This window comes from Rhodococcus sp. DN22, assembly GCF_036669995.1.
Lineage (GTDB): Bacteria > Actinomycetota > Actinomycetes > Mycobacteriales > Mycobacteriaceae > Rhodococcus_F > Rhodococcus_F erythropolis.
Genome location: NZ_CP133330.1, coordinates 16750 through 37709, shown reverse-complemented (window position 1 = coordinate 37709; position 20960 = coordinate 16750). Strand labels below are relative to the sequence as shown.

Sequence of the window (20960 nt, the reverse complement as noted above, 5' to 3'; positions counted from 1 at the left end):
CGACGCGGATTCAGCATTGATAGACATCAGCTGGGCCGCAGGATGGTTCAGTCAGGTGATGGCGATTTCCTTAGGACTGCGCTGCAGGGGCGGGTAGTCGTGGGCGCCGGGGTAAGTGATGGTCCAGGGTTCGAGGGCGAGGTGGGCGCCGGGCATGCGTAGTCGTGGTGGTGGGCGCATTGGTAGCCGTGCGCCGGCGATCAACCGGGACGTCCCTCCGAGGTGGATACCCCGAGCGTCGGGCGAGTTCTGCCCGCCAGTGTTCTCTCTGTGTCTGCTGCTTCCGGCGCCGGTGATCGTCGATGCAACTTCCGAGGTAAGCCGCTGGCCGGTTTCTCGGAGATCGGTGAGGCCGGCGAACACTCCCACGGCCCGCGCCGACAGCATATCGTCGCCGCTAGCAATGGTGTGGACACCGGCGTTGATCGCGGATTCGATCAGGTCCGCAACCAGTACTTCGTCACCCAACTCGGTGGCTACCTCGAACAACGAACGGGTGCTGCGTTCGATCCGTCTCGCCCACGCGACCCGATCAGCGGCCGCAGTGAACTGGAACCGCATCCCTTCGAGGAAGACCGTCGCAGGGACTAGCCACCTCAAGGCCCGGCGCAACAGCACTGGGTGTTCGACCGGATCCGCCGCGGACGCCACGTGCCACCAAATCGAGCCGATGTTGTGTTGGCACCAGGCCGCATCGTGGTCTATCTGGAGTCGGAGGTAGATCTCCGAGGCTTTCTGGAAGTGGCTGCGGGCCACTTCGAACCGACCCAGGGCAGTGGTGATAGCACCGAGGTTGCGTTCATAGTCGGCAGCATCATCTTCGAAGTCGGGGCGGGCAGACATCTCTAGTGTCTGCAGTGCCTTCTCGTAGTGGGTGCGGGCCTGTTCGAAGTCGCCCCGGTTGGCGGCGACGTCGCCGAGTTTGTGTTCGCAGTCGGCGGCCTCTTTGCCGAGGTTGCGGTGAAGGTAAATCGTCAAGGCATTCTGGTAGTGGGTGCGGGCCTGCTCGAAGTCGCCCAGGTTGGCGGCGACGTCGCCGAGCCTCCTCTCACAATTAGCGGCTTCGTGTTCGAGATTGTTTCGGAGGAAGATCGTCAAGGCATTCTGGTAGTGGGTGCGGGCCTGCTCGAAGTCGCCCAGGTTGGCGGCGACGTCGCCGAGCCTCCTCTCACAATTAGCGGCTTCGTGTTCGAGATTGTTTCGGAGGTAGATCGTCAAGGCATTCTGGTAGTGGGTGCGGGCCTGCTCGAAGTCGCCCAGGTTGGCGGCGACGTCGCCGAGCCTCCTCTCACAATTAGCGGCTTCGTGTTCGAGATTGTTTCGGAGGTAGATCGTCAAGGCATTCTGGTAGTGGGTGCGGGCCTGCTCGAAGTCGCCCAGGTTGGCGGCGACGTCGCCGAGCCTCCTCTCACAATTAGCGGCTTCGTGTTCGAGATTGTTTCGGAGGAAGATCGTCAAGGCATTCTGGTAGTGGGTGCGGGCCTGCTCGAAGTCGCCCAGGTTGGCGGCGACGTCGCCGAGCCTCCTCTCACAATTAGCGGCTTCGTGTTCGAGATTGTTTCGGAGGTAGATCGTCAAGGCATTCTGGTAGTGGGTGCGGGCCAGTTCGAAGTCGCACAAATTGGCGGCGACGTCGCCGAGACCCTGTTCGCAGAAGGCTGCATTGCCTTCGAGGTTGTTTCGGAGGTAGATCTCGAGTGCCTGCTGGTAGTGAGTACGGGACTGCACGAACTCGCCGAGGATTGGCGTGACAAAGCCGAGCGAGCATTCGCACGCGGCAACCATGAGCTCTTGACCTAGATGGCTGTACTCAGTTCGGGCGTGGGCGAAGGCTTCCGCAGCGTCGCCGTAACGATTGTGTCGAATGTGATCCGAACCGGCACGGAACAGCGCGTCGGCTTGGGCGGGATCGATGTTTCCGGGGGTGTCCATTCTGGTCTCCTGGGGCGCGTCCCGTCATCGTGTATGGCACGGCATGGTGGTGGGGTCGGTGATGTATCGAAGACGGCGGCATTTCCGTCCTCAGCCTGACAGAGGGAGTGTGGGCGTGTCCGGTACACGTTTTCATGGCTCCGGATCGACGCCGGTATGCGGCAGGAAGATGGGTAAGGAAGACTGTTCCTACCGAGCAGTAAGGGGTCGGTAAAGCTTCGATCTGACGCGTCGTCGGCCATGAATACCGCAAGCTCGACCTCGACGGCCCCTACTGCGCCCAATACATCACCAAAGACGATATATGCCGCGTGACGTTCAGTGCCCCAGTCGATCCCAGCACCATACTTGTTTCCTCCATCCCTATCTTTTTCGCATCGTGCAGGATGCTCGCCCAGGTAGGAGGTGTTGCTGCTGGACGTTCACTGCACTGCGCCGAAAAGTGCGTGGCTCTATTGTCAGGGCGGGTCGCCGGGTTCTGAGGTGACTTCTATTGGCCCTCGAACGGTATGCATTCCCAGCAGTGGCTCATTCACAGCCGGTTTTCACATGCCGTGAGATGCGGCATGAGAGGGAGGAAAGTCCACCATGATCGCTTTCGGTACGGTCGTCGACGATATTTACACTTTTGCCCGTGACCTCAAGGAGAGTAGGCGAGGCGAGATGCTGCCGACTCTTGTCGCTGCGCGAGGCGGCGCTCCTGTGGCAGCCGCATCGCATGACGAGGTCGGTGAGTTGTTCGCGGTCGCTGGCACTATGGCCAGCGGGTACGGAGCAGATACTTTAGCCCTCATTTTCGAGGGAGTGTTTCCGTTGCTGCCGCACAATCCGTTGACCAAAGTGGACTGGGAGAAGGGTGAGGCTGAGGAATTGTGGCTTCATCACGACGGTGCCGCAAGGAGTTGGGTGACCGAGTGTCAGCTAGTGACGGTGGCGAGTCGAGATTTGCAGCGGTCGGCGAGTGCGCATTCCTTCCGGGATATTGAGGGAGAGATCCAGTGGTCCGGCGATGCGCAAAGACTTCAAGGCACAGGTGTCGAGCAGTCGCTGTTCGATGCTTTCGATCGGCCGATGCTTGATCCGGCTCAGGTCCGGTCTCCCGGTGACGGGTTCACCGCATCGGCGGATGCTCCGATGATGAACCCTGATCTAGGCAGACGGTCTCTCGATGTCGGTCTGACTCGGGTGCTCGATACCCGATTCACCGTCGATGTGCCGGGTGGGTATGCGGTTTTCGTGTTCGGCGATGAGGAGGAGGCAGGGGTGTACCGCGCGATGGGGTTGATGGATTGGCAGTGTCTGGTGTGCGCTAAGTAACACATTCGCCTCGATCTTGCATGATGAGTCGATGCTGTTGTCGAGTCCGGCCCTCACTGACCGAGCTGTGCGGGATCGGAGTCCTGAACGTAGGCAAGATCCTCGCCCGGGTCGACTCGATTGACCGGTTCCGGTCGCCCGCCGCGTTCGCCACTTATACCGATACCGCGCCCATGAAGCATTCTCCGGTGACGTTGTCCGTTACACGCTCACGCGGGCCGGAGACCGGCAACTGAATTGCGTTCCGCATACCATGTCCATTACCCAGATCAGGTCGAAAAAGAGCGGGCCGCAAATGCTATCGGCGGAAGCGAGCCGCCGTAAAGGGGCACGGGGAAGCGTTGCGCTGAGACAACTCGCGGACGTCGTTACCGGCAGGTTCTCCACGACTCGGAGACAGAGTTGGAGGCGAACCCGGGAGGACGCCCGGGGGCGGCCCTATTGTCCTGCGCGGCCAGCTGACACCCCGCACCAGTAACTTCCCAAACACCACCACATTCCACCCTACAACCGGGCCAGAGGCTCGTCTCGACATAGAGATGCGCTGTCTAGCGCTCGACGCCGTTGTCTCGGCTCTTCTCCGCACGCGTCTGTTCTCGTTGAGGGTCGAGTCGCGATGGGATCGGCGACGGCCCGCGGTTGGCTGCCTCGCGTGCTGAGACCGGGAAGTCGCCAGCAGCGAGCGCCGCCGCATCGCGGGCGGTTGCTTCCATCGGCGACGTCGCTTCCGGCTCTGTTTTGTCTTTTACAACCGGGGGTTCGAGCACCGCGACGCTGCCTTCCGCTTCGGCGTGCTCGATCTCCGAACGCGACTGCGGTATCTGCCGGTGGATTGATTCGAGTTCCACTCGCGCAGTCATCTCGAGATCCCGTGCGCGGGTCAGGTCGCCGGCTGCACGATGCGCTGCGGCGATCGCTTCGACCGTCTTGATCAGTTGGCGCATCAGCAGTGCGCACGACGCGGCCTTGCCGAGCTGCGGGCTTGTTTGCATCAAGATCAGGGCCGCACCGCCGGCGGAGACGACGCCCGCCTTCTTCGGTGCGTGCTGATGTGCGGGGATCTGTGAGGATCGGGCTAGTTGTTTCGCAGCGTGGGCAAGGGGTCCGGGTGTGGCTTCGGTGCGGACTGACCATGCGTCGAAAACGCCGGCCGTGCGTCCCGCCGCGCGTGCCCACTGCGCTCGGTCGGTGACGGGAATCGAAGCAAGGTATTTGTTCCAGGCTGCGATGTCCCGGCCGGCTCGCTCGAGCAGTTTCGGGTCGAGCATTTTCGCTTCACGTCCGGGTCGCGCGGTGGGACGCTCGCGCCGTGCGCTGCGCCATTCGTCGACGGCCTCCGACGATGCCGCAGGGCTGTCTTCCCATTCCTTGCGGAGGCGGGGGAGAGTCAGGTCTTTTGCTAGATGACCGCCGCCGTAGAAGATCGGCTTTCCATCGGCTCCGATTGCATCGCGGTCTGGTCTGACGGCGACCTTGTAGCCGACCACGACGTCATCGCGGCCGGAGGCGAAACGGGGTCTGACGATCAGCCCTTGACCGCGAAGTCGGCGCACGAATTCCGCTTCAGACTTCGACGATGTCGCGCAAGCACGCACACGGCGGGCGAGGAGATCGCGGTCGAGTTCGGTCTGTCCATTGCGTACTGCGCGCGCATTTTCAGCGCGATGGTATCCGCGTTCGCCGGTCTCGTTTTGACGGGACTCGATGACAGCGAGGCCGTGTTCGCGCTCGATGCGAGCAGCCGCGACGCTGGCTCGTTTCCAGTCACGGTACAGATTGACTTTGGTGCCGTCTTCGCGCACGGCGGATGCGGCGATGTGGATGTGGTCGTTGCCTTTCGCGGACACTCCGTGGCGGACGGCGACCCATCTGGCGGGGCTGCGGCCGGAGGTGTCGGTGAAACCCATTTCGTCCATGAACTCGGTGGCGATCTTGTTCCACTGCTCGTCTGTCAGCTCGCCTTCGTCGGCTTTGAGCGAGAGCGAGCAATGCCAGACATTTCCGTCGCGGTAGGGGTCGATCGGATCGCGGACCTTCTTGCCGTGACTGTCGCGAACGTCTTGGCCGGATTCATCACGAAGGTAGTTCGGGATCTTGATTTCGGTGCCGAACACTTTGCGGGGCTGGTCGATCTGCTTGCCGATCGCGAGAGCGTCGACGCCGCTGAGTTCATTGTCGTCGTGCCACGCCATGATCGCGTAGTCGCCGGCCACCAGATGGGGGTCGGTGTGCTCGTTGCTCTTGCCCGGACCGGCGAGGTACGACATCAGTCCGGTGACTTTGGCACCGCGGGAAATCTTGACGATCACGGCGCGGACATCTCGTCGAGGGTGCCGTGAATCCGGTCCGCCAAACGCCGCACGCTGACCAGTGCGCCGTTCAGTTCGGCGGGGATGTCTCCGGTTGCGTTGGTGGCTTTCGCCATCTGGTTGATGTTGATAGAAATTGCCGACAACAACCGGAACGCGGAGAACAACTCCGCAGCAAGATCGCGCCGATCAGTAGCAGTTTCACCGGAGTCGGACAGGGCGGACTCGACCATCAGCCGCGCCACGGTGATGCGCGCTTCCTGCGCACGGCGCAGCAACTCGGACTCCTCCTCTGGAGTCACCTTCACCACGTGCCGGCCAGCTCGACCGCCCGGCACATTCTCCCGGCGTTCACGACGGAACCGGCGGGGTCGACTGACCTCGTCTTCACTCATGTCCGTCGTGCCTCCCTTCGGCCCAGCGCAGCGCCCCCACCACGTGGGGCTACACGCCAGTGTCTCAGGTCCAGAGCGCAGCGGCAAGACCTGGCCCGACTTAGAGCACCTAAGTTACTATCTTGCTCTGCCGGGGCCTAGATTTCGGGGCCACTTCCGTCCTCAGTCGCGTCCCCGAAATCTCAAAAGCGCCAGGACGAGCCCGCGAGTTCCTCTGGTCTTGAGTTCGTCCCCATTTGGGGGCTGGTCCCGATTGTGGGTGCCTGAGACGTAGCGGAGCGGAGAGAGAAATCTCGGGCATCCAGATGAGGATCGGAGCAGTCCCGATCTGTGGTCGAATCTCGGAGAAAAGAAGATGCGCCGCGCGGAGCGCGTCGATACGCAGTTCGGGTGGTTGATGTTGCCCACAGGCGGGCACCGGGGTTCTCGGCATTGGGCACACACCAGATTCCTTCGCTCCGCGTCTGGTGTGCACACAACGCCGCCCCGGACACCCACCCGTGGACAACGGGTCGGGTGTCCGCGAGTTGCTCTTAGCGCACGTTCAGTGGTGCACGGGCGGGCGAGATTTCTCCTACGATGTAGCGCATGAACACGACACCGAACACACCAGATTTCGACGCACTCGACGCAGCTATCAAGGCGGAAGCTGAAGAGAAGATGAAGATCATCCGTGTGGTGGCGACTGCACACAAGGAGCTGCTCGACACGCGTGAGGAGTTCGCCCGCAAGGATGCCGCGAACGTCGGCAACCTCGATGCCGCGATCAGTGAAGCGCTCCGTGTCGGATTCACCGAAGCGTCGATCAAACAGTGGCGTGTGCCGGCTGCGCGGAAGTCAGCAGCCAAGCGGACGGCGACGAAGAAGCCGGTGGCGAAGAAGATCGAAACTTCGCCGGCCGCCTCGCCGGCCACTGAATCCGGTGAGCAGAAGAGCGCTTAGGACGGCGCACGGTGACCACACCGGCTGTTCGCTCGGGGACGACGCCGCTCACTGTTGTTCGCTCGCGCTACGAACTGATGAGGGACGCGTGGTACCGGTTGATTCCGGCGCGTACGCAGATTCGGTTCTTGTCCACGGTGCTACTGGGTTACGCGATTCACAACGCTGCGTATGCCGTGGACGACCCCACTCGCGAGAACCTCAAAGACGCGCTTCTCTCGTGGCTGTTTTGGTTGGTATTTGCTCTTGTCCCGCCGATCGCAAAAGCAAAAGCCGGCGGCCGTTGGCCGCGCATCCGATCGGTGGCCCGTTCGCTGCGCGTCACCTGGGTGCGGTCGATCCGGTGGTTGGGCTTTGTCATGCCGCGACCGAACTCGCAGATGTCTGCGTGGAGAAGGATCGGGTTGTGGGTTCTCCTGATTCCGGTTCTCGTCGCGATCGGAAACTATCTCCTCTTCGCATATGGCGTGAATCTGGATACGTGGTTTCCGGTCACCGATCCGGACACCATCGCCGCGAACGAGGCTCGGAAGGAATTTCTGATCCGGGGTGGAATCTTCACCGCAGTGACCGGGGCTTTCCTCCACGCAGCACTACCGGAGGAGATTCTGCACCGGTCCGGCGTTCTCGCAGTCCAGCGTTGGAAACCGTCGAATCGTGTTCTGATTCTGTCGGTTGCCTCGGTCATGCTCGTGCTCTTCGCTTTCGCTCACCTGAAGTTCGGTTTTGGCAATGTGGTGTCGGCGTTCATCGGCGGCGCACTGTTCACTGCCCTCGCCCTGTTCACCCGTTCACTGTGGCCGGCGATCGCTGCCCACGGATTCGCCAACCTGATCATCGAAGTGCAGTGGGTGCTGAACTCGTGACTTCTCCACTAGCTCCACGCACACAACGAAAGGCCCAGCCGTGAATGACAAGAACATCCCTGTGGAACGCTCCGCAGTCGAGGCCGCGATGTACCAATCGACGAAGCATCTGAACGTGATCACCGATGCGGATCTCGCGGCCGTTGTCGAAGGACTGACTGGCGAACCCGTTGCGCACGTCCAGATCGATTTCGCGTTTCCCGCGCCTGGAACCACGGATCACTTGTTCGATTGATTGTCGGCGCGCAGCATTGCACTGTTGGCGCTCTGGGTAGCTGGCGCAGCGGTTGTTCGGGCTCGATGCCCGAACAACCGCCACCGCATACGGGAGCGGCCCCGACTTCTTCGCGAAGTCGGGGCCGCTGCCGTTTTTCAGCTGTCGAGGTTGTCGACGTCGACACCGAAGGATCGCGCTGCATCGGCACCGATCGCGTGCAGTTGCGTGGTGACTGCGGCAGGCGAAACTGCGTGCTCGAGTGCGAAGTCGAGCAGGTTGCGCAGTGGGGTGTCGTGTTCGCCGTTGCCGTCGATCACTGCGGCTTGGGCGGCCTCCAGTGTGATGCCGGTACTGGGTCCGTCACCGCTGATGTAGGAGCAGTACGCCGCGACGGTGAGAATCTGGATGCGAGCGTTGCCGCGTACCTGGCGGGCGATGGTCGCGAACACATGGGCGGCTGCATGCTCGTTTCCGTTGGCGGTGAACAGCAGGGCATCGCGTGCGGTGGGGCTGATGGTGGCGCACAGTCCGACACGTGCAGCCAGCTCGGCGTCCGGGTTACCGCGTGTGCGGACGAGTGTCACGAGTTCGGTGACCGTGCGGCGAACGAAGTCCGGTCCCTGCGCGTGCAGCGCTGCGTGTGCCGGTGCGGTATCCGCTTCGACGGTAACGGCGTAGCGGGCGGCGATGTCCTCGCGTGAGGCTGCGGTGGTGCGACCTTGTTCGACGGCGTTGTGAATGCTCAACGTGGAGGCGTTCGGGTCTTCGGTGAGTCCGGTCGCGTACGTGTCGAGGTCGGTCCACAACGCTCCGGCTTCGAGCGCGGTGACGTGCAAGGCGAGCATGTCGCAGATTCCGGCGTCACGGAATCCCTGCCGCAGGATCGCGATCTGATCGAGCGCGATGACTGCGGCGGCATCTTCGGCGACGGCAACGCAGATCGTGGCGGTGGCCTCGGCGCGTGAGGCAGCTTCGAGGTACGGGGCCGGATCGAATTCGGCGCCCTCGCCGGTGGCGGCGTCGGTGCGTGCGACAAGGGCAATCTGCTTGGTGGTTCGGCCGTCGACGATTTCGTCTTTCAGCATGATCACGATGACCGATGCGGTCGGGATGAATCCGAGCATGGTGGGGATGGAGGCAAGTACCTCGGTGGCGGTGTTCAAACGGATGCGCTGCATGTCGTTCCCCTCGCTGATGAAAGTGACCGGGCCTCGTGCCCCGCCAATTTTTTTTCGCCTGCTGGCAAAGGAGAATCGCGTCGGCATGAGGGGGGCCGGAGTGCCACCCCTGGGCCGAGAAAATTTCGGCGGGAGCGTGCGAGTGACGAAAATTTCTCGGAGCCATCGGCCGGCGCTTGCGCCGCCAGGGGTTGCGCGCAGGTCACCGCCGACGAGAATCGGAAGGCCAGAAGTGAAAACAAATCAATGCTTTTCACAGGACGCAGCGAAGCGGAGTTCATTTCGGGGACACCGAAGGTGGCCGGCCGCCGGGCAGGCGTCACCTTTCCGCCGGCAGCGTGCAGTCGCGGCACTCCCACTGACCACCGACGCGGGTACAGGTGCGGCGTTGCTCGCACAGCCAGCACCGTTGATTGCGTCGGGTCAACAACTGCGCTGCGGTCGCGGCGGGCCGTTGGTGCTCGGTGGTCTCGGCGCGCTCGCGCTCGGATACGGGCCTGATCATGTCGCCGAAGATGCGGCGGCACTGCGAGCAGATTTCTCCGTCCTCGGCCACGATGTTCGAGCATCCCGCGAGAACGCATCCGGTGAACATCTGCGGATCCACTTCCGTCACTCCTGCCCTCCGGGGCGCTCACCATCGGAATCGGATTCCGTGTGGTGCGGCGGCGCGCTCGACTCGGCCGTAAACCCGATTCACGCGTGAGGGTGCGATCTGTCCGGCGTCGTAGGCGCGGCGGGTCGCGACGGCGAGCAGGGCGACGGCTTCGCGGGCGGTCACTTCGTGCGCGAGGGTGAGCCACCCGATTTCCGCTTGCATTCCCTACCGCGCTCGTGGCGGCGGTGATCTTGCCGGTCAGTGTCTCGAGGATCTCGGCGGTCGTCATTCCTGAGGGTGTGATCGCGGGATACGCAGTGTCGATGGTGTTGCTGTACATCGTGTCGGTGCGCAACTCTTCGGTCGTGGTGCTCATGTCGTAGCCCTTTCGTAGACTTTCGGGTGCGACACCGGGCGGCCTCCTACCGCCCGGTGTCGCACTGCGTTTGTGGGGTGCTGCCGTCTATGCGGCTGCGGTGCCCTCGTCGGCGTCGTCGGCGTCGGGTTCGAGTGCCTCGGCGAGGGTGTGGACGGTCGCCAGGACTGCGCGGGCGGTGTCGGTGATGACCTCGAGGTCTCCGTTTCCCCATCCGGCGATGTAGCCGATGCTGTAATCGGTGGTGTCGAGTCCGAGCAGTCCGGCCAGGACGTAGGCGACGGATTCGGCTTCGACTTCGGCGCGGCCTCGGTGCAGGTCGGCGGGGTCGATGTCTCCGTTGGCGTGCATGAGCGCGTGGGCGGCTTCGTGAATCATCGTTTTCGCGGCTTGGGCGTCGCTGATCGTGGCGTCGACGATGATGCGGCGTGATCCGTCGAGGCTGGTGCGGCCGTTCGTTTCTCCGGCGATGTGCTCGCGGGTGACGGTCCATCCCTGTTCGGTCATCACGTCCGCGACGCGGGTGTAGATCGCGGCGGGGTCTTCGCCTTGCAGTCGGGTGGTGATGGTTTCTGCTGCTTGGGCGGGGTGTCCTTCGATCGGGTCGGTTTGTGCGATGTCGAACACGGACAGGATCGGGAACCGTGCTGCGCGGCGGGTGGTTTCCTCGCCGGTCTCGGTGTCGGTTTCGGTGATCTTCTTGGTCGAGTAGCCGAAAATCTTGATCGACTTTTCGCCCTTGCGGACCTGGCGCCCGAGTTCTTGCCACTTGCGGAATCCGGCGACCTGGCTCGCGTCCGGGGCCTGCGAGAAAATCAACATGACGTTGTTGAAGCTGTACGCGTGGAACGCTGCTGCTGCGGTCAGGTAGGCGGACCATGCATCGGTGTCGGTGAGCTGGGCGACCTTCGCGGTGATGCTCTCGTGCAGTGCGGCGGCCTGCTCTCGTCGCGCTGCGCTCTTGTCTGCCGTGGTCTTCGCTGGTGCGCCCATAACTTTTCGGCCTCCGCTGATCCGGTGGCGTCCCCCTGCTCGGTGGCCGCCAATTTTTTTGCCCTGCTGGCAAAGGAGAATCGCGTCGGCATGAGGGGGCCGGAGTGCCACCCCTGGGCCGGGAAAATTTCTCTGCGAGCGTGCGAGTGCGGGTTGAGAAAATTTCTCGGAGCCCTCGGGCCGGCATCGCCGCCGGGGGTTGCGCGCAGGTCACCGCCGACGAGAATCGGAAGGCCAGAAGGACAAACAAATCAACGCTTTTCGCTGGTGCGGAGCGCAGCGAAGCTCAATTCGGGGGACACCGAAGGTGGTCGGCCGCCGGGCAGGCGCCATCACACTGCCGGCAACGGGCGCAGCGTTCGCACCTCCCACTCGGGTGGCTCGCGGGGTGATTGTGCGGGAGCGACGGAGGCCGGCCCCTCTTGGTGTCGCGGTAGCGCAGTTGTGCTGGTGCTTTTGGTTTCGTTGTGTCGGCGGGTTGCGTGTGAAGCTAGATGGGGACCGATGACATCAGAAAGCGGCTACTTATATCTCACGGCAGGCTGTGAAAATTACAATTCTAGTGTAACTTTTGCAGACTGGTGGATATTTAGGCTGATATAGTGGTGCATATGTCCACCGATTCCCGGATCCTCGACCTTGCTGACCTGTCGTCGGAGCAGTGGGGTCTGTTCACCATGGCGCAAGCAAAGGAACTGGGGTTCTCTGCGCAGCAGGTCGCCCGCATGGCTAAGGCTGGAACGGTGGAGCGGATCCGCCATGGTGTCTATCGGATCGGTGGGGCGCCGAGTGTTCCGTCCGAGCGGCTGCGGGCTGCGTGGATGATGATCGAGCCCGGTGCCACTGCTGGTGAGAGGCTGCGTGAGGGGTCTCCGGCCGTGGTGACGCACAGGTCTGCCGCGTGGCTTCACGGCCTTGGTGATGTCGATGCGGATGTGATGGAGTTCGCGACGTCGAAGCGTCGGCAGTCTCGTCTTTCCGATGTTCGGTACCGCGTTGCGTCCTATGAGCCGGATGCGTGGACACTCGAGGATGGGCTGCCGGTTACGACGGTGCTGATGACGATCGTCGATCTCGCCGCGGGGCATCTTGATGGGGGGCATCTGGCGGGCATTGTTCGTGATGCTGTTGTCGCTAATCGTGTGGATTCGGAGAGTGTGAGTGAGGCGCTGCGGCCGTTTGCGCATATGTACGGGGTTCGTCTGGGCGATGGCGAAGCTCTTCTGAGTCGCTTCCTGGAGGAAGCTGGGATTCCTCAGTCCACGCGTGCGCTGGGGCAGCGTCTGGCTGGTCAAGGGGTGCTTGATCTCCCGAACTCCGCGTTCATGGATATTCCGGCGCTGCAAAGTCTGCGAGATACAGTGGCTCTGATGAATTCTCCGGCGATGCAAAGTTTTCGGGATTCGCTGGCGCTGGTCAATTCTGAGGCGATGCACAGTGTTCAGGATGCGGAGGGGTGGATCCATTCTCCTGTCATGCAGAGCTTTCGGGATGCTGCGCTGGTCAATTCTGAGGCGATGCAGAGTATTTGGGATGCGGCGGCGCTGATGAATTCTCCTGCGATGCAGAGTCTTCGGGATGCGGCAGCTGCTGTGGATCTGCCCGTGGTCGAGGCTGCTCGGAAGATCGCCGACAGTCAGCGGCGCGCGCAGTGACGCGAAGTCGAGGAGCTGCGGCGTTCAAGCGGTCGCTGACGGACCGGCTGAAGAAGGAGTCCACACTTCGAGGGCGCCCGTTCGAACATTTGCGGCGGGAGTTCTATCTGCAGCGGTTCTTGGCGCGGATCTTCTCGCAGCCGGAGGGGCGGTGGTTGCTCAAAGGTGGGGCGTCGCTGTTGGTGAGGCTCCCAGATGCACGGTACAGCCAGGATATCGACCTTCTGCATACCGCTGCGGGCCTGGAGGAGGCAATCGAAGATCTTCGGGCGGCGGCCGATCTGAGTGAACTTGATCCACTTAGCTTCGTGATACGCGATGAGCCTGTCGCGATGACTGGTGGGGTCGATGGCGCGAAACTGAAGGTTGAGGTCTATTACGACGCGCTGTACCTCTTCAGTTTTCCGATAGACCTCTCCACTGAGCTCGTTGCGGTCGGTGACGTCGATTATCAGTCCCCGAGACCGATTGTGGCGATGGAGGGTTTGGCTGCGATGCCGGAGTTTGCGTTGTATCCGTTGCCGGCGCAGATCGCCGACAAGGTGTGCAATGTATGGGCGGTACGGGCGGGATGGAGGTCCGTCGACGCGGTATCACGATTTGGTGGATCTGGTACTGATCATTTCTGCATGGCGTTTCGCGGCGGATGTGTTGGCGCGTGGTCTATCTCAGGAGTCTGAACGTCGTGGATTGGTTTTGCCGCCGGCCATGTCCGCGCCTTCGGCTGGGTGGACTGCCGGTTATGAGGCGATTGCCCGGACGGTGTCCGGATTGCCTGATTCGGCGTTGACTTTTGACTCGGCGTTGGTGGTTGCAGGGCGGTGCCTTGATCCTATTTTGTCGAACCGGGTTGTTCTCGGGTTTTGGGACCCGGAGACTGCCGAGTGGAGTGAGTAGTTCGGAATCGGTAGGTGGCTGGCGGCCGGACAGGAGCGAGTCACACACCTCCGGAGACGGCCTCCGGGTTCGCACCTCCGAATGGGTTGGCTGGCGGGGTGATTGTGCGGGAGCGACGGGACTCGACACGCGCGGTGTCGCGGTAGCGCGGGTGGTTTTCTGTCGCCGTCTCGGCGGAGGTTGTTGTAGCGGTTATTGCTGCCGCCAGAATGTGCGTCGTCGGCTGCGAGGTAATTGGCGTAAAAGTTTATTCCTATTACAATATTGCGACTGTCACCGCTTATGAGTAATTGGTGCAGATGAATATACCTATTACGAACATGAGATTGTCATTGGCGGTGCAGTAATTGTGCGGTGCAGAGATTTGGTTCGGCGCATATTTGTTTCTGGAAGTTGAGCGGTGCTGTTTTTTGGGTGTGCGATTCCGTCTTTGGTTGATACCGCTGGTCACTGCTGGTTTTACGTGTGCGTTTGTGTGGTTGCCCAGTGGGTGAGCGGAGTTGCCGTGAAATGTGCGTAATTTGTTTGTTGCTTAATTCTGGGCGATGTTCCCCGCAGTTCTTGCGATGACGTTGGAGGTTTGTTGTGCTCATTTCCGGTCTTTACCAGAGTTCAGGTGTGGTTCTGTCTTCGGATTCTGCGTCGGTGCGTGGTTGGTGGCCGCTGCTGTTCTTTATTGCGGCAGTGGCGTGGTTCGTGGCGGTGTCGGCTGGGTTTGCGACTTTGTCGGCGGTGCGGGGGTGGTTGCAGTCCGGTGAGGGCGAGCGGTCCGCGAATGTCGGGGAGCGTGTGGTGGTGGCGGTTGCCGCTTTTGGGGTTGTGTGGTTTTCGCTGGATTGGGCGTTTGTGGATTCGGAGAGGTGGCTGGCGGGGGGCGGTGAGTTCGGTATTGGTGTCGTGTTGGTGGGCTTGTTCGCGGTGGCGTCGCTGGCGGGGGTGATGGCTCGGGACTCGCTGTGGAGGTAGATGCTTCGGTGTTCGGCGCGGTGAGGCGACCGGCGTGGGTGCGCTGCTCGTAGGCGGCGGCGAGAGAGCGGGCTGCTGCTGGGCTGCATCCCATGTCGGTGCTTGATGGGGGACGTTGATGGATAGTTGGAGTCCGGTTTTTCGGCCGCGGATGTGGGAGCGAGACAAGGCGCTGTACGCGGCGTGGATGGACGGTGCTGCGGTTCGTTCGCCGTGGAAGCGTCGCAGGTTCGCCATCTGGCGCGAGGAGCAGTTTTCGGCCGAGATGCGTGTTGCTCGCGAGGCTGAGCAGAAGCGTCAGGCGGATTTGATGGCGAATCCCAGTGCTGAGCTTGTTGCGGCGTATCGGGAGTTGCAGGCTGCGTCCGGTGCGCGGATCGGTTGCGCGCGGGGCGGCGATATGACTAACCCGAAAACTGTTCGGGCTCTTGCTCGGGCATTGAGCGATCACGCCGAAAAGTTCCAGTAGGGGCCAGTCCGCGGCCACATTTATTGTGGCCAGTCCGCGTTTGTCCGGAAGTTTTCAGTCTCGGTCGAGGTCGTGGGCGCGTTTCGGCGTCTGGGTCCGCGAGGTTTCCGGTCCGGTCATCCCTGATTCCCGTGAACCCGTCGGTGGCTGTGAGGGGTAGTCGAGTAGGCGGCTGCGCATGAGGTCGCTGAGTTCGTGGGGGTTGTACGGTGCGCGGTTTCCGCTGCGCAGGTGCTCGATCATCGCCTTGTGATGCTCGGCTACCTCGAGGTGGATGACGTTGCCTTGGGTGCTGGCGAGCGTTGGCGGCTCGGTGCCATTGCGGTGCACGCCGACGGCAAGGACGTCGCGGAGCGGTGTGTGGGTTGCTTCCATGGCGACGTAGCGGGCTGCTTGTACTGCGGAGGCGTGGACTTTTTGCCAGTCGATGGTCCAGCCGGAGGATTTGAGGAGTTCGTCGAAGAAGACTCGTTGTGTGCGGGAGTTGCCGTCTCGGAACGGGTGCAGGACGGTGGTTTCGCCCCAGTGGTAGGCGAGTCGGTCGACGGCGCGGTCTTTCGGGAGTCCTTGGGGGAAGTTGTCTTTGGCGATTCCGCGGAAGATGAACGCTGCTTGGTTTTCGATGTGTTCGGGTCGGCAGTGTGGGAGGTTCATGCCGACGGCGCCGGTGTCGCGGGTGCGGAGGGTGCCGGCCCAGTCGTAGACGTCTTGCAGGATGAATTGGTGGATCTTTTTCAGGTGTTCGAAGTCGAAATTCCCTGCGATGGGCTGTAATTCGAGTTGCAGGATGCGCTGATACGCCGCTTCGGTTTCGTCCTCGAGGAGCGCTTGCGGGTCGGTGTGCCCGAGTTTGTTGATCAGGACCCCGGTTTCGGGGTCGACGTACGGGTCTTTCAACTGCGGGCAGCTCGGCGGCGGCGGTTTTCTGCGAGGACGAGTGCGACTGCTTCGTCGCCGGTGATTTCTCCGCGTAGTTGCCGGCGGCCGACTTCGATGCCGTATTCGCTGGGTTCCATGCCGGCCATGCGGTGGCCGGCTGTGGCGGCGGCGATGGCTCGGTCGATCTGGGCTTCGGTCATGTGCGACTGTGCGTTGCGTGCAGTGGTCACCGGCGCTCCTTCGTCGACTCGGTCGGTGTGGTGGTGCGCAGGGGAGCTGCACACCATTGTCTATTCTACCTGATCATTGCCTGTTTCCCGCGATCAACGGACCTGCGGAGGCGGTGTCAGAACAGCGTTTTTTGGGTTTGGGCTGCAGCGTTGTCGGTGCGTTTCTCGTAGGCGGCTGCGAGGGTTTGCGCGGTGGTGGGGCTGCATCCCATTTCGGTACCGATCTCGTCCCAGTCAGCTCAGTGGCGGTGCAGCTGCTAGGCGTCGTGTTTCGTCGTCGTTCATGTTCTGGGTTCCCGTCTGCTCCATGTCTCGGACGACTTCTTCAGAGGTGATGGTGGTGCTGCTGTCTATTCCAACAGCCTCGACTGGCATGACATGTCCGGCTCGACGACACGAGAGACACAAGGCGAAAGCTGCGGCCGCCGTCCCAAAGACACCACATTGGCCATCGCCGGGGAGCACGACTGGTAGCGGCGACGTTCCGAGGTAGAGAATGCACTGGTATCAATCATTGAAGGCTGCGGCGTTCCTTCTCGGATGGCCTACAGCGAATTGTTTGATCAGCGAAGTCCATCCGGGCTGCGCAACAAGGACTGAGGTCGGAGGCAGATCGGTGATCGTGGACAACGGGCAGTGGTGGATGCCATCCAATCGCGACAGCACCGGCACCGGCACCCTCACCACCGTCGACGACGGTTCCCTTCGGCTCAAGCTAGACCACCGCATCGTCCCGTGGGCCAAGGCGAACCAGATTGTGTGGGGTGAAACCGCTGACGGCACACCGGTGACTCTGCTGGGCTGCGTAGTCCTGTCCGACAGGCACTTGGCGCAGGAGGTTCACGTGCACGTGGCCTTAATCGGCGCCCACATCCCCTCCGTCGATGCTCGCATCTTCTGCCAGGTGTCGGTGAGTCTGTCCAACCTGACCGACTGGGCAACCCGAGGCCATGATGCGCAGCCGCTGCCCGAGCAGATGACCAACCCCCAACGTCCTGGCGAGCAGCTCAGCCTGCGCCGTGTGGGCCGCGAGGTCCAGCTGGTCATCGAGTCCGATGAACCCCGTCGTTGGGCGGATTTTGACACTACTATTCAGGCGTTCGAAGACCTCCTGACCCTGGCGGGCAATGCGGACTGCCGGATCGAGTCGTCCGTCCTGTCCACCAGTGACGGCACCCCGGTCCAGGTATGGATGAAGGCCGACCCCGTGATCGAGCGCCGTTGGCATCCCGTGTTCGTGCTGAGCACCGTCTCCGATCGGTTCATCTCCGACTGGCTGACATTGCGCGCACAGTTGGGGATGTCGGGGTCGGTGTTGTTCAGTCTCGATTACGGCGGCCGCGGGTACTTTCAGAACAAGCTATTTAATGCTGCATCCGCCGCCGAAGGTTTCCACCAGATTCTGCACCCGGATACAACCGGTATCTCCGACCGGGAGCATGAGGACCTCAAGGGCCACATCAAGGCTTTGCCCGACGGCCCGGCGCGGCGATGGGCACTTTCAGCGATCCAACGGAACCAGCCGGGCTTCGCGACACGGATGCGCGAGCTGGCCTCGATCCCCGACAGCGAAGCCGTCGCTACAGTGCTCCGCGATCAGGCCAAGTGGGTCACCTGGATGGTCAATGCGCGCAACGCGATCGGTCATTCATCGTGGGACGGCATGGACAAGATTCCTCGCGAGGTCAGACCCGCACTGACCTACGTAACGAAAACCCTGATGCACCTGGTGATGTTTGAGAAGCTCGGGCTTTCCTCCGATCAGCAGCGCAGCGCAGCCGCAGTGAGTTACCGCAATTTGCGGCAACACTACGACGACTACTTTGACCCAGCGCCAGCAGACTGAACTGCACCAACCGGGCGTAATCACTTGTTTGAACCGACACCTAGCTCGATGTGGTGGAAGCCGTCCGTCGATACGGAACTGCCGGGCATATCCGACAGCCTCCACATCCGTAAGATTGCCGCGTGGATATCACAGAATTCGTCAGCGCCCGTCTTGACGAGCAGCAGGAGCAGGCCGAGAACGTGCGGTCCAGTCTGGCCGCGAATCCGCCATCAGAGGTGGCTTCCTACGCCCAAGGGTTCGTCGACTATCACGACAAGTTCCGCAGCTACGTCTCGGAGGCGCTCACGCGCGCACCCGAAGACAGGCTCAGCGATCTGCCGCTCCTATACGCCGCGACATGGTTCTCGCACCATCCTGATTACGACGCCTCATGGGACTGGCGGTTGCAGGAACGGTAGCGTTGGACTAACGCTCCGCGCCGCGGCTAACTACCTTCCTACCGCGCAGCCCTTCTCTGGCGCTGTTACCCGATCCGGGAATCCAGTGCCGAGTCCGCTCTCGATGGACGAGTACGCGACACGGGGGTGCTTCTAGTCTGCAGCGGCAAGATCTTCGTCGCTGGCGAAGATCAGTCGTCCGTCATCGAGTGCAATCGCCCACCGATGCACCGGAGCCCAGTCCCGCCCCACCGACCCGGAGTCGATGACCATGTCCTCGTAGTCCTCGATCACCACACCCGTGCATGTCACCGCACCACCGGCATCGGAGTCTGCCACGGCGATTCGAACTCGGGTACCTACTGTGGCCACGTCTTTGCTTTTGCCCTTTTTGTCGGTCATCTGTCAGATTCTGGCAGAGCAAATTCATTCAAGGCCCAGCCTCGCATGCTCGGGAAACGCGCGGAGCCGAGTGTGCTGGATGCCGCTATCACTCGCTGGAGCTGTTACCCGTGGCGGTCCGAGGTCATCGTGGAGCACGGTCCTGTCGGTGCACGCTCCTACAGTCGGTTCGGGTAACAGTCCGGATCGAGTGTCAGGAGCAGCTGATGACGTTCGTCGACGATGCTCCATTGCCGTTGCCCGGCATGCCCGACAACATTCCCGCGCTACCGGCGTTCCAGATGACGTTGATCGGGCAGCCCCAGCCGGTACGCATTCCCGAACGTCTGTGGCGGTCCTGGCTCGACAATCCCGCCGTAGTTTCCCGGTTCGAGACCAAACGCTTCCGACGGCGTCAACATCAGTGCTGGCCCTGGATCGGCGGAGTGTCCTCGACCGGACATGGTTCCTTCCGTGCGGCGAGCCTGCCCGGGCCGTCGCGACGCGGGACCGTGCCGGCGCATTTGTTCGCCTACCAGCTCGAATACGGTGTCATCTCGAGGTTGGGCTGGTCTAACACCGACGACGCGGTGCTGTGTCATCAATGCGACTTCGCCGGCTGCACCAACCCGGCACACATGCGGTTGGGAACCAATCGCAGCAACCGCAGCGAATACGAGCTCCGCCGACGCAACATCGCCAGCCCCCTCGCCGACGTTCGAGGACCTGCGGGTCGCACTCGTGCCATCGGCGCCGCGATCCGTACCGGGATCGAGCAGAACTTGGACGTCGCCACGGTCGAAGGGCGCATCGCTGCGGCCGAGGCTGCGGGACGTCCGCTTTCACTCTGGTAGCGACGCTGCCGCGATATCGTCGATGCACGTTCACTGTGGATGCATTTCGTTGCGGTGCAGCGACTTTCATATACTACTGGTAACCCTGCATATCAAGACTGGTCGTATTGATGAGACCTGCAATTCCAAAAGGTGAGGAGCGGCAGGTGTTTTTGCTTGAGTTCGAACATCGTTGGTTGGCACAGGACTTCGTCGAGGAGTCCAGACGACTGGGTGAGCTGGAGAAGACGAAAAACCAGCACTACGTACCGCAGCTGTATCTGCGCCGGTGGGCGGTCGATGGCCTCGTGCAAATGACTGTCGTGGACCGGCGGCAACCACCTCTGGTGCCGCAGCCTTCCAAGGAGATCGGGAAGCGGAGAAACCTCTACAGCTTGCCACCAGACGACAGCACGATGGGCCCGCCGTTGCGATGGATCGAGAAACACCTGTCTCGAATCGAGGGGGAGTCGGAACGGCACCTGGCGGAGCTTGAGCGACACGGTCTCGGTGTTGTGACCGACATCGATCTCAAGCGAGATCTGTCGGTGTTCCTCGGCATTCAGATGACGCGCACTCCGAGCAACCGTGAGCGCGCTCTCGTTCTTGTCGAAGCTCCGGATCGAGCGAAGAGGCCGTTCTACCCCGGCATGTCGGACACGGAGTTTCAGGCGATGATCGACCGGACCGAGAAAGACCCTAAGCGCGAAGCGCTCAATCTGATGCTTCTCGATGTGCGCAACGTCGTTGCAGGCTCGCTGTTTCGGCGTGAATGGGCCGTTGTTGAGACCAATGCGCCACTGCTCACCTGCGATGACCCTGTGGTGCTCGTCGGTGGTGGCAACTTTCCTCGCGGCTTTGGTGGTGTCACTTTTAGCTCCGTGGTGATGTATCCGCTCAACCCGACGCGGCTGTTGGTGATGTTCATGCTGCCTGGGCGGGGTTCACGCGGTGGGTACGTCCTCGACGAACGCGAGACGTACTCAGTGAACTTGGAGATTGCTGCCGCTTCACATGCCGTGGTGTTCGAGCGCCCCGGTGACGAACTTGCTGAGCAGTTCCAGGTGCCGCCCCGCGCTCCGGTTGGTTACGACGCCGGCTTGTTGTCCCAACTCGACGATCATGCTGCGATGGTGATGATGCTGCGGGGTGCTAGTCCGCAGAGTAGGTGGGCAGGTCTACCTGATCCCCCGGAGTGGGCCGTACCGCGGTGGCACTCCTGACCTTTCGGCACACCTGCTCCTCCGCGACCGTGTCCTAGGAGATCGCCCATCAGCAAATGCCGGAAATAGCTGGTACGC

General features: G+C 62.0%; 23 protein-coding genes and 1 pseudogene. 14 read left to right on the top strand and 10 right to left on the bottom strand.

Annotated features, from left to right (window positions below):
- Positions 1–51: 51 nt before the first annotated feature.
- Positions 52–1932 carry a tetratricopeptide repeat protein gene (locus RA302_RS33880; protein ID WP_338481341.1) on the bottom strand — a complete coding sequence of 627 codons (1881 nt, stop codon included), beginning with the start codon at positions 1930–1932 and terminating at the stop codon, positions 52–54.
- 588 nt (positions 1933–2520) lie between these two features.
- Here RA302_RS33880 and RA302_RS33875 point away from each other — a divergent pair.
- Positions 2521–3249 (top strand): hypothetical protein, encoded by a 729-nt coding sequence (locus RA302_RS33875; protein WP_338481340.1) that lies wholly within the window; start codon positions 2521–2523, stop codon positions 3247–3249.
- A gap of 20 nt (positions 3250–3269) precedes the next feature.
- Positions 3270–3374 (top strand): annotated as a pseudogene (locus RA302_RS33870) (hypothetical protein); the annotation flags it as partial.
- A gap of 423 nt (positions 3375–3797) precedes the next feature.
- On the opposite strand, the gene RA302_RS33865 reads toward RA302_RS33870, so the two are convergent.
- Together RA302_RS33865 and mobC are read right to left on the bottom strand one after the other, a co-directional pair.
- On the bottom strand, positions 3798–5558 hold the full coding sequence (locus tag RA302_RS33865; RefSeq protein WP_338481339.1) for a relaxase/mobilization nuclease domain-containing protein: 1761 nt from the start codon (positions 5556–5558) through the stop codon (positions 3798–3800).
- Positions 5555–5953 carry a plasmid mobilization relaxosome protein MobC gene (mobC, locus tag RA302_RS33860; RefSeq protein WP_064074594.1) on the bottom strand — a complete coding sequence of 133 codons (399 nt, stop codon included), beginning with the start codon at positions 5951–5953 and terminating at the stop codon, positions 5555–5557. Before mobC ends, RA302_RS33865 begins: the two co-directional genes overlap by 4 nt.
- A 588-nt stretch (positions 5954–6541) precedes the next feature.
- Between mobC and RA302_RS33855 the strand changes: the two genes are divergently transcribed.
- From RA302_RS33855 to RA302_RS33845, 3 genes are read left to right on the top strand one after another with little or no spacing between them, the layout of a single operon-like run.
- Positions 6542–6895, top strand: coding sequence for a hypothetical protein (locus RA302_RS33855; protein WP_054801595.1), 354 nt, complete (start codon positions 6542–6544; stop codon positions 6893–6895).
- Positions 6896–6906: 11 nt separating this feature from the next.
- On the top strand, positions 6907–7761 hold the full coding sequence (locus RA302_RS33850) for a CPBP family intramembrane glutamic endopeptidase (RefSeq protein WP_338481338.1): 855 nt from the start codon (positions 6907–6909) through the stop codon (positions 7759–7761).
- Positions 7762–7801: 40 nt separating this feature from the next.
- Positions 7802–7996 carry a hypothetical protein gene (locus tag RA302_RS33845; RefSeq protein ID WP_030537693.1) on the top strand — a complete coding sequence of 65 codons (195 nt, stop codon included), beginning with the start codon at positions 7802–7804 and terminating at the stop codon, positions 7994–7996.
- Between the two features lie 137 nt (positions 7997–8133).
- Here RA302_RS33845 and RA302_RS33840 read toward each other — a convergent pair whose 3' ends face one another.
- The 3 genes from RA302_RS33840 to RA302_RS33830 form a co-directional block, all read right to left on the bottom strand.
- A complete protein-coding gene (locus RA302_RS33840) occupies positions 8134–9156 on the bottom strand; it encodes a DUF4192 domain-containing protein (protein ID WP_338481337.1) in 1023 nt (340 codons plus the stop codon).
- Between the two features lie 319 nt (positions 9157–9475).
- Positions 9476–9772 (bottom strand): hypothetical protein, encoded by a 297-nt coding sequence (locus tag RA302_RS33835; protein ID WP_338481336.1) that lies wholly within the window; start codon positions 9770–9772, stop codon positions 9476–9478.
- Positions 9773–9790: 18 nt separating this feature from the next.
- A complete protein-coding gene (locus RA302_RS33830) occupies positions 9791–9976 on the bottom strand; it encodes a hypothetical protein (RefSeq protein ID WP_338481335.1) in 186 nt (61 codons plus the stop codon).
- A gap of 14 nt (positions 9977–9990) precedes the next feature.
- Here RA302_RS33830 and RA302_RS33825 point away from each other — a divergent pair, with 14 nt between their 5' ends.
- A complete protein-coding gene (locus tag RA302_RS33825) occupies positions 9991–10137 on the top strand; it encodes a hypothetical protein (protein WP_338481334.1) in 147 nt (48 codons plus the stop codon).
- 80 nt (positions 10138–10217) lie between these two features.
- On the opposite strand, the gene RA302_RS33820 is transcribed toward RA302_RS33825, so the two are convergent.
- A complete protein-coding gene (locus tag RA302_RS33820; RefSeq protein ID WP_338481333.1) occupies positions 10218–11123 on the bottom strand; it encodes an ArdC-like ssDNA-binding domain-containing protein in 906 nt (301 codons plus the stop codon).
- Positions 11124–11734: 611 nt separating this feature from the next.
- On the opposite strand from RA302_RS33820, the gene RA302_RS33815 reads away from it, so the two are divergent.
- From RA302_RS33815 to RA302_RS33800, 4 genes are all read left to right on the top strand, one after another.
- The gene (locus RA302_RS33815; RefSeq protein WP_080712820.1) at positions 11735–12778 is read left to right on the top strand and encodes a type IV toxin-antitoxin system AbiEi family antitoxin domain-containing protein; all 1044 of its coding nucleotides are present in this window, start codon (positions 11735–11737) and stop codon (positions 12776–12778) included.
- Positions 12775–13458 carry a nucleotidyl transferase AbiEii/AbiGii toxin family protein gene (locus tag RA302_RS33810; RefSeq protein ID WP_030537766.1) on the top strand — a complete coding sequence of 228 codons (684 nt, stop codon included), beginning with the start codon at positions 12775–12777 and terminating at the stop codon, positions 13456–13458. Before RA302_RS33815 ends, RA302_RS33810 begins: the two co-directional genes overlap by 4 nt.
- Positions 13459–14293: 835 nt before the next feature.
- Positions 14294–14641: a hypothetical protein gene (locus RA302_RS33805; protein ID WP_143542729.1), complete on the top strand. Its 348-nt coding sequence runs from the start codon at positions 14294–14296 to the stop codon at positions 14639–14641.
- A gap of 118 nt (positions 14642–14759) precedes the next feature.
- Positions 14760–15110 carry a hypothetical protein gene (locus RA302_RS33800; protein WP_024487997.1) on the top strand — a complete coding sequence of 117 codons (351 nt, stop codon included), beginning with the start codon at positions 14760–14762 and terminating at the stop codon, positions 15108–15110.
- 54 nt (positions 15111–15164) lie between these two features.
- On the opposite strand, the gene RA302_RS33795 is transcribed toward RA302_RS33800, so the two are convergent.
- Both RA302_RS33795 and RA302_RS33790 read right to left on the bottom strand, forming a co-directional pair.
- The gene (locus RA302_RS33795) at positions 15165–16007 is read right to left on the bottom strand and encodes a Fic family protein (protein WP_338481332.1); all 843 of its coding nucleotides are present in this window, start codon (positions 16005–16007) and stop codon (positions 15165–15167) included.
- Positions 16004–16219, bottom strand: a complete 216-nt coding sequence (locus RA302_RS33790; protein ID WP_007734780.1) for an antitoxin VbhA family protein — start codon at positions 16217–16219, stop codon at positions 16004–16006. Before RA302_RS33790 ends, RA302_RS33795 begins: the two co-directional genes overlap by 4 nt.
- A gap of 616 nt (positions 16220–16835) precedes the next feature.
- On the opposite strand from RA302_RS33790, the gene RA302_RS33785 reads away from it, so the two are divergent.
- Positions 16836–18065, top strand: coding sequence for a HEPN domain-containing protein (locus RA302_RS33785; RefSeq protein ID WP_030537698.1), 1230 nt, complete (start codon positions 16836–16838; stop codon positions 18063–18065).
- A 122-nt stretch (positions 18066–18187) separates the two neighbouring features.
- Positions 18188–18466, top strand: a complete 279-nt coding sequence (locus tag RA302_RS33780) for a hypothetical protein (RefSeq protein WP_030537699.1) — start codon at positions 18188–18190, stop codon at positions 18464–18466.
- A 132-nt stretch (positions 18467–18598) separates the two neighbouring features.
- Here the strand turns inward: RA302_RS33780 and RA302_RS33775 are convergent, their stop codons facing one another.
- Positions 18599–18847, bottom strand: coding sequence for a hypothetical protein (locus RA302_RS33775; protein WP_338481331.1), 249 nt, complete (start codon positions 18845–18847; stop codon positions 18599–18601).
- 206 nt (positions 18848–19053) lie between these two features.
- On the opposite strand from RA302_RS33775, the gene RA302_RS33770 reads away from it, so the two are divergent.
- The gene (locus RA302_RS33770; RefSeq protein ID WP_030537701.1) at positions 19054–19680 is read left to right on the top strand and encodes a hypothetical protein; all 627 of its coding nucleotides are present in this window, start codon (positions 19054–19056) and stop codon (positions 19678–19680) included.
- Positions 19681–19826: 146 nt separating this feature from the next.
- Entirely contained in the window at positions 19827–20882 is a 1056-nt protein-coding gene (locus tag RA302_RS33765) for a DUF4238 domain-containing protein (protein ID WP_338481330.1), read from the top strand.
- Positions 20883–20960: the final 78 nt, after the last annotated feature.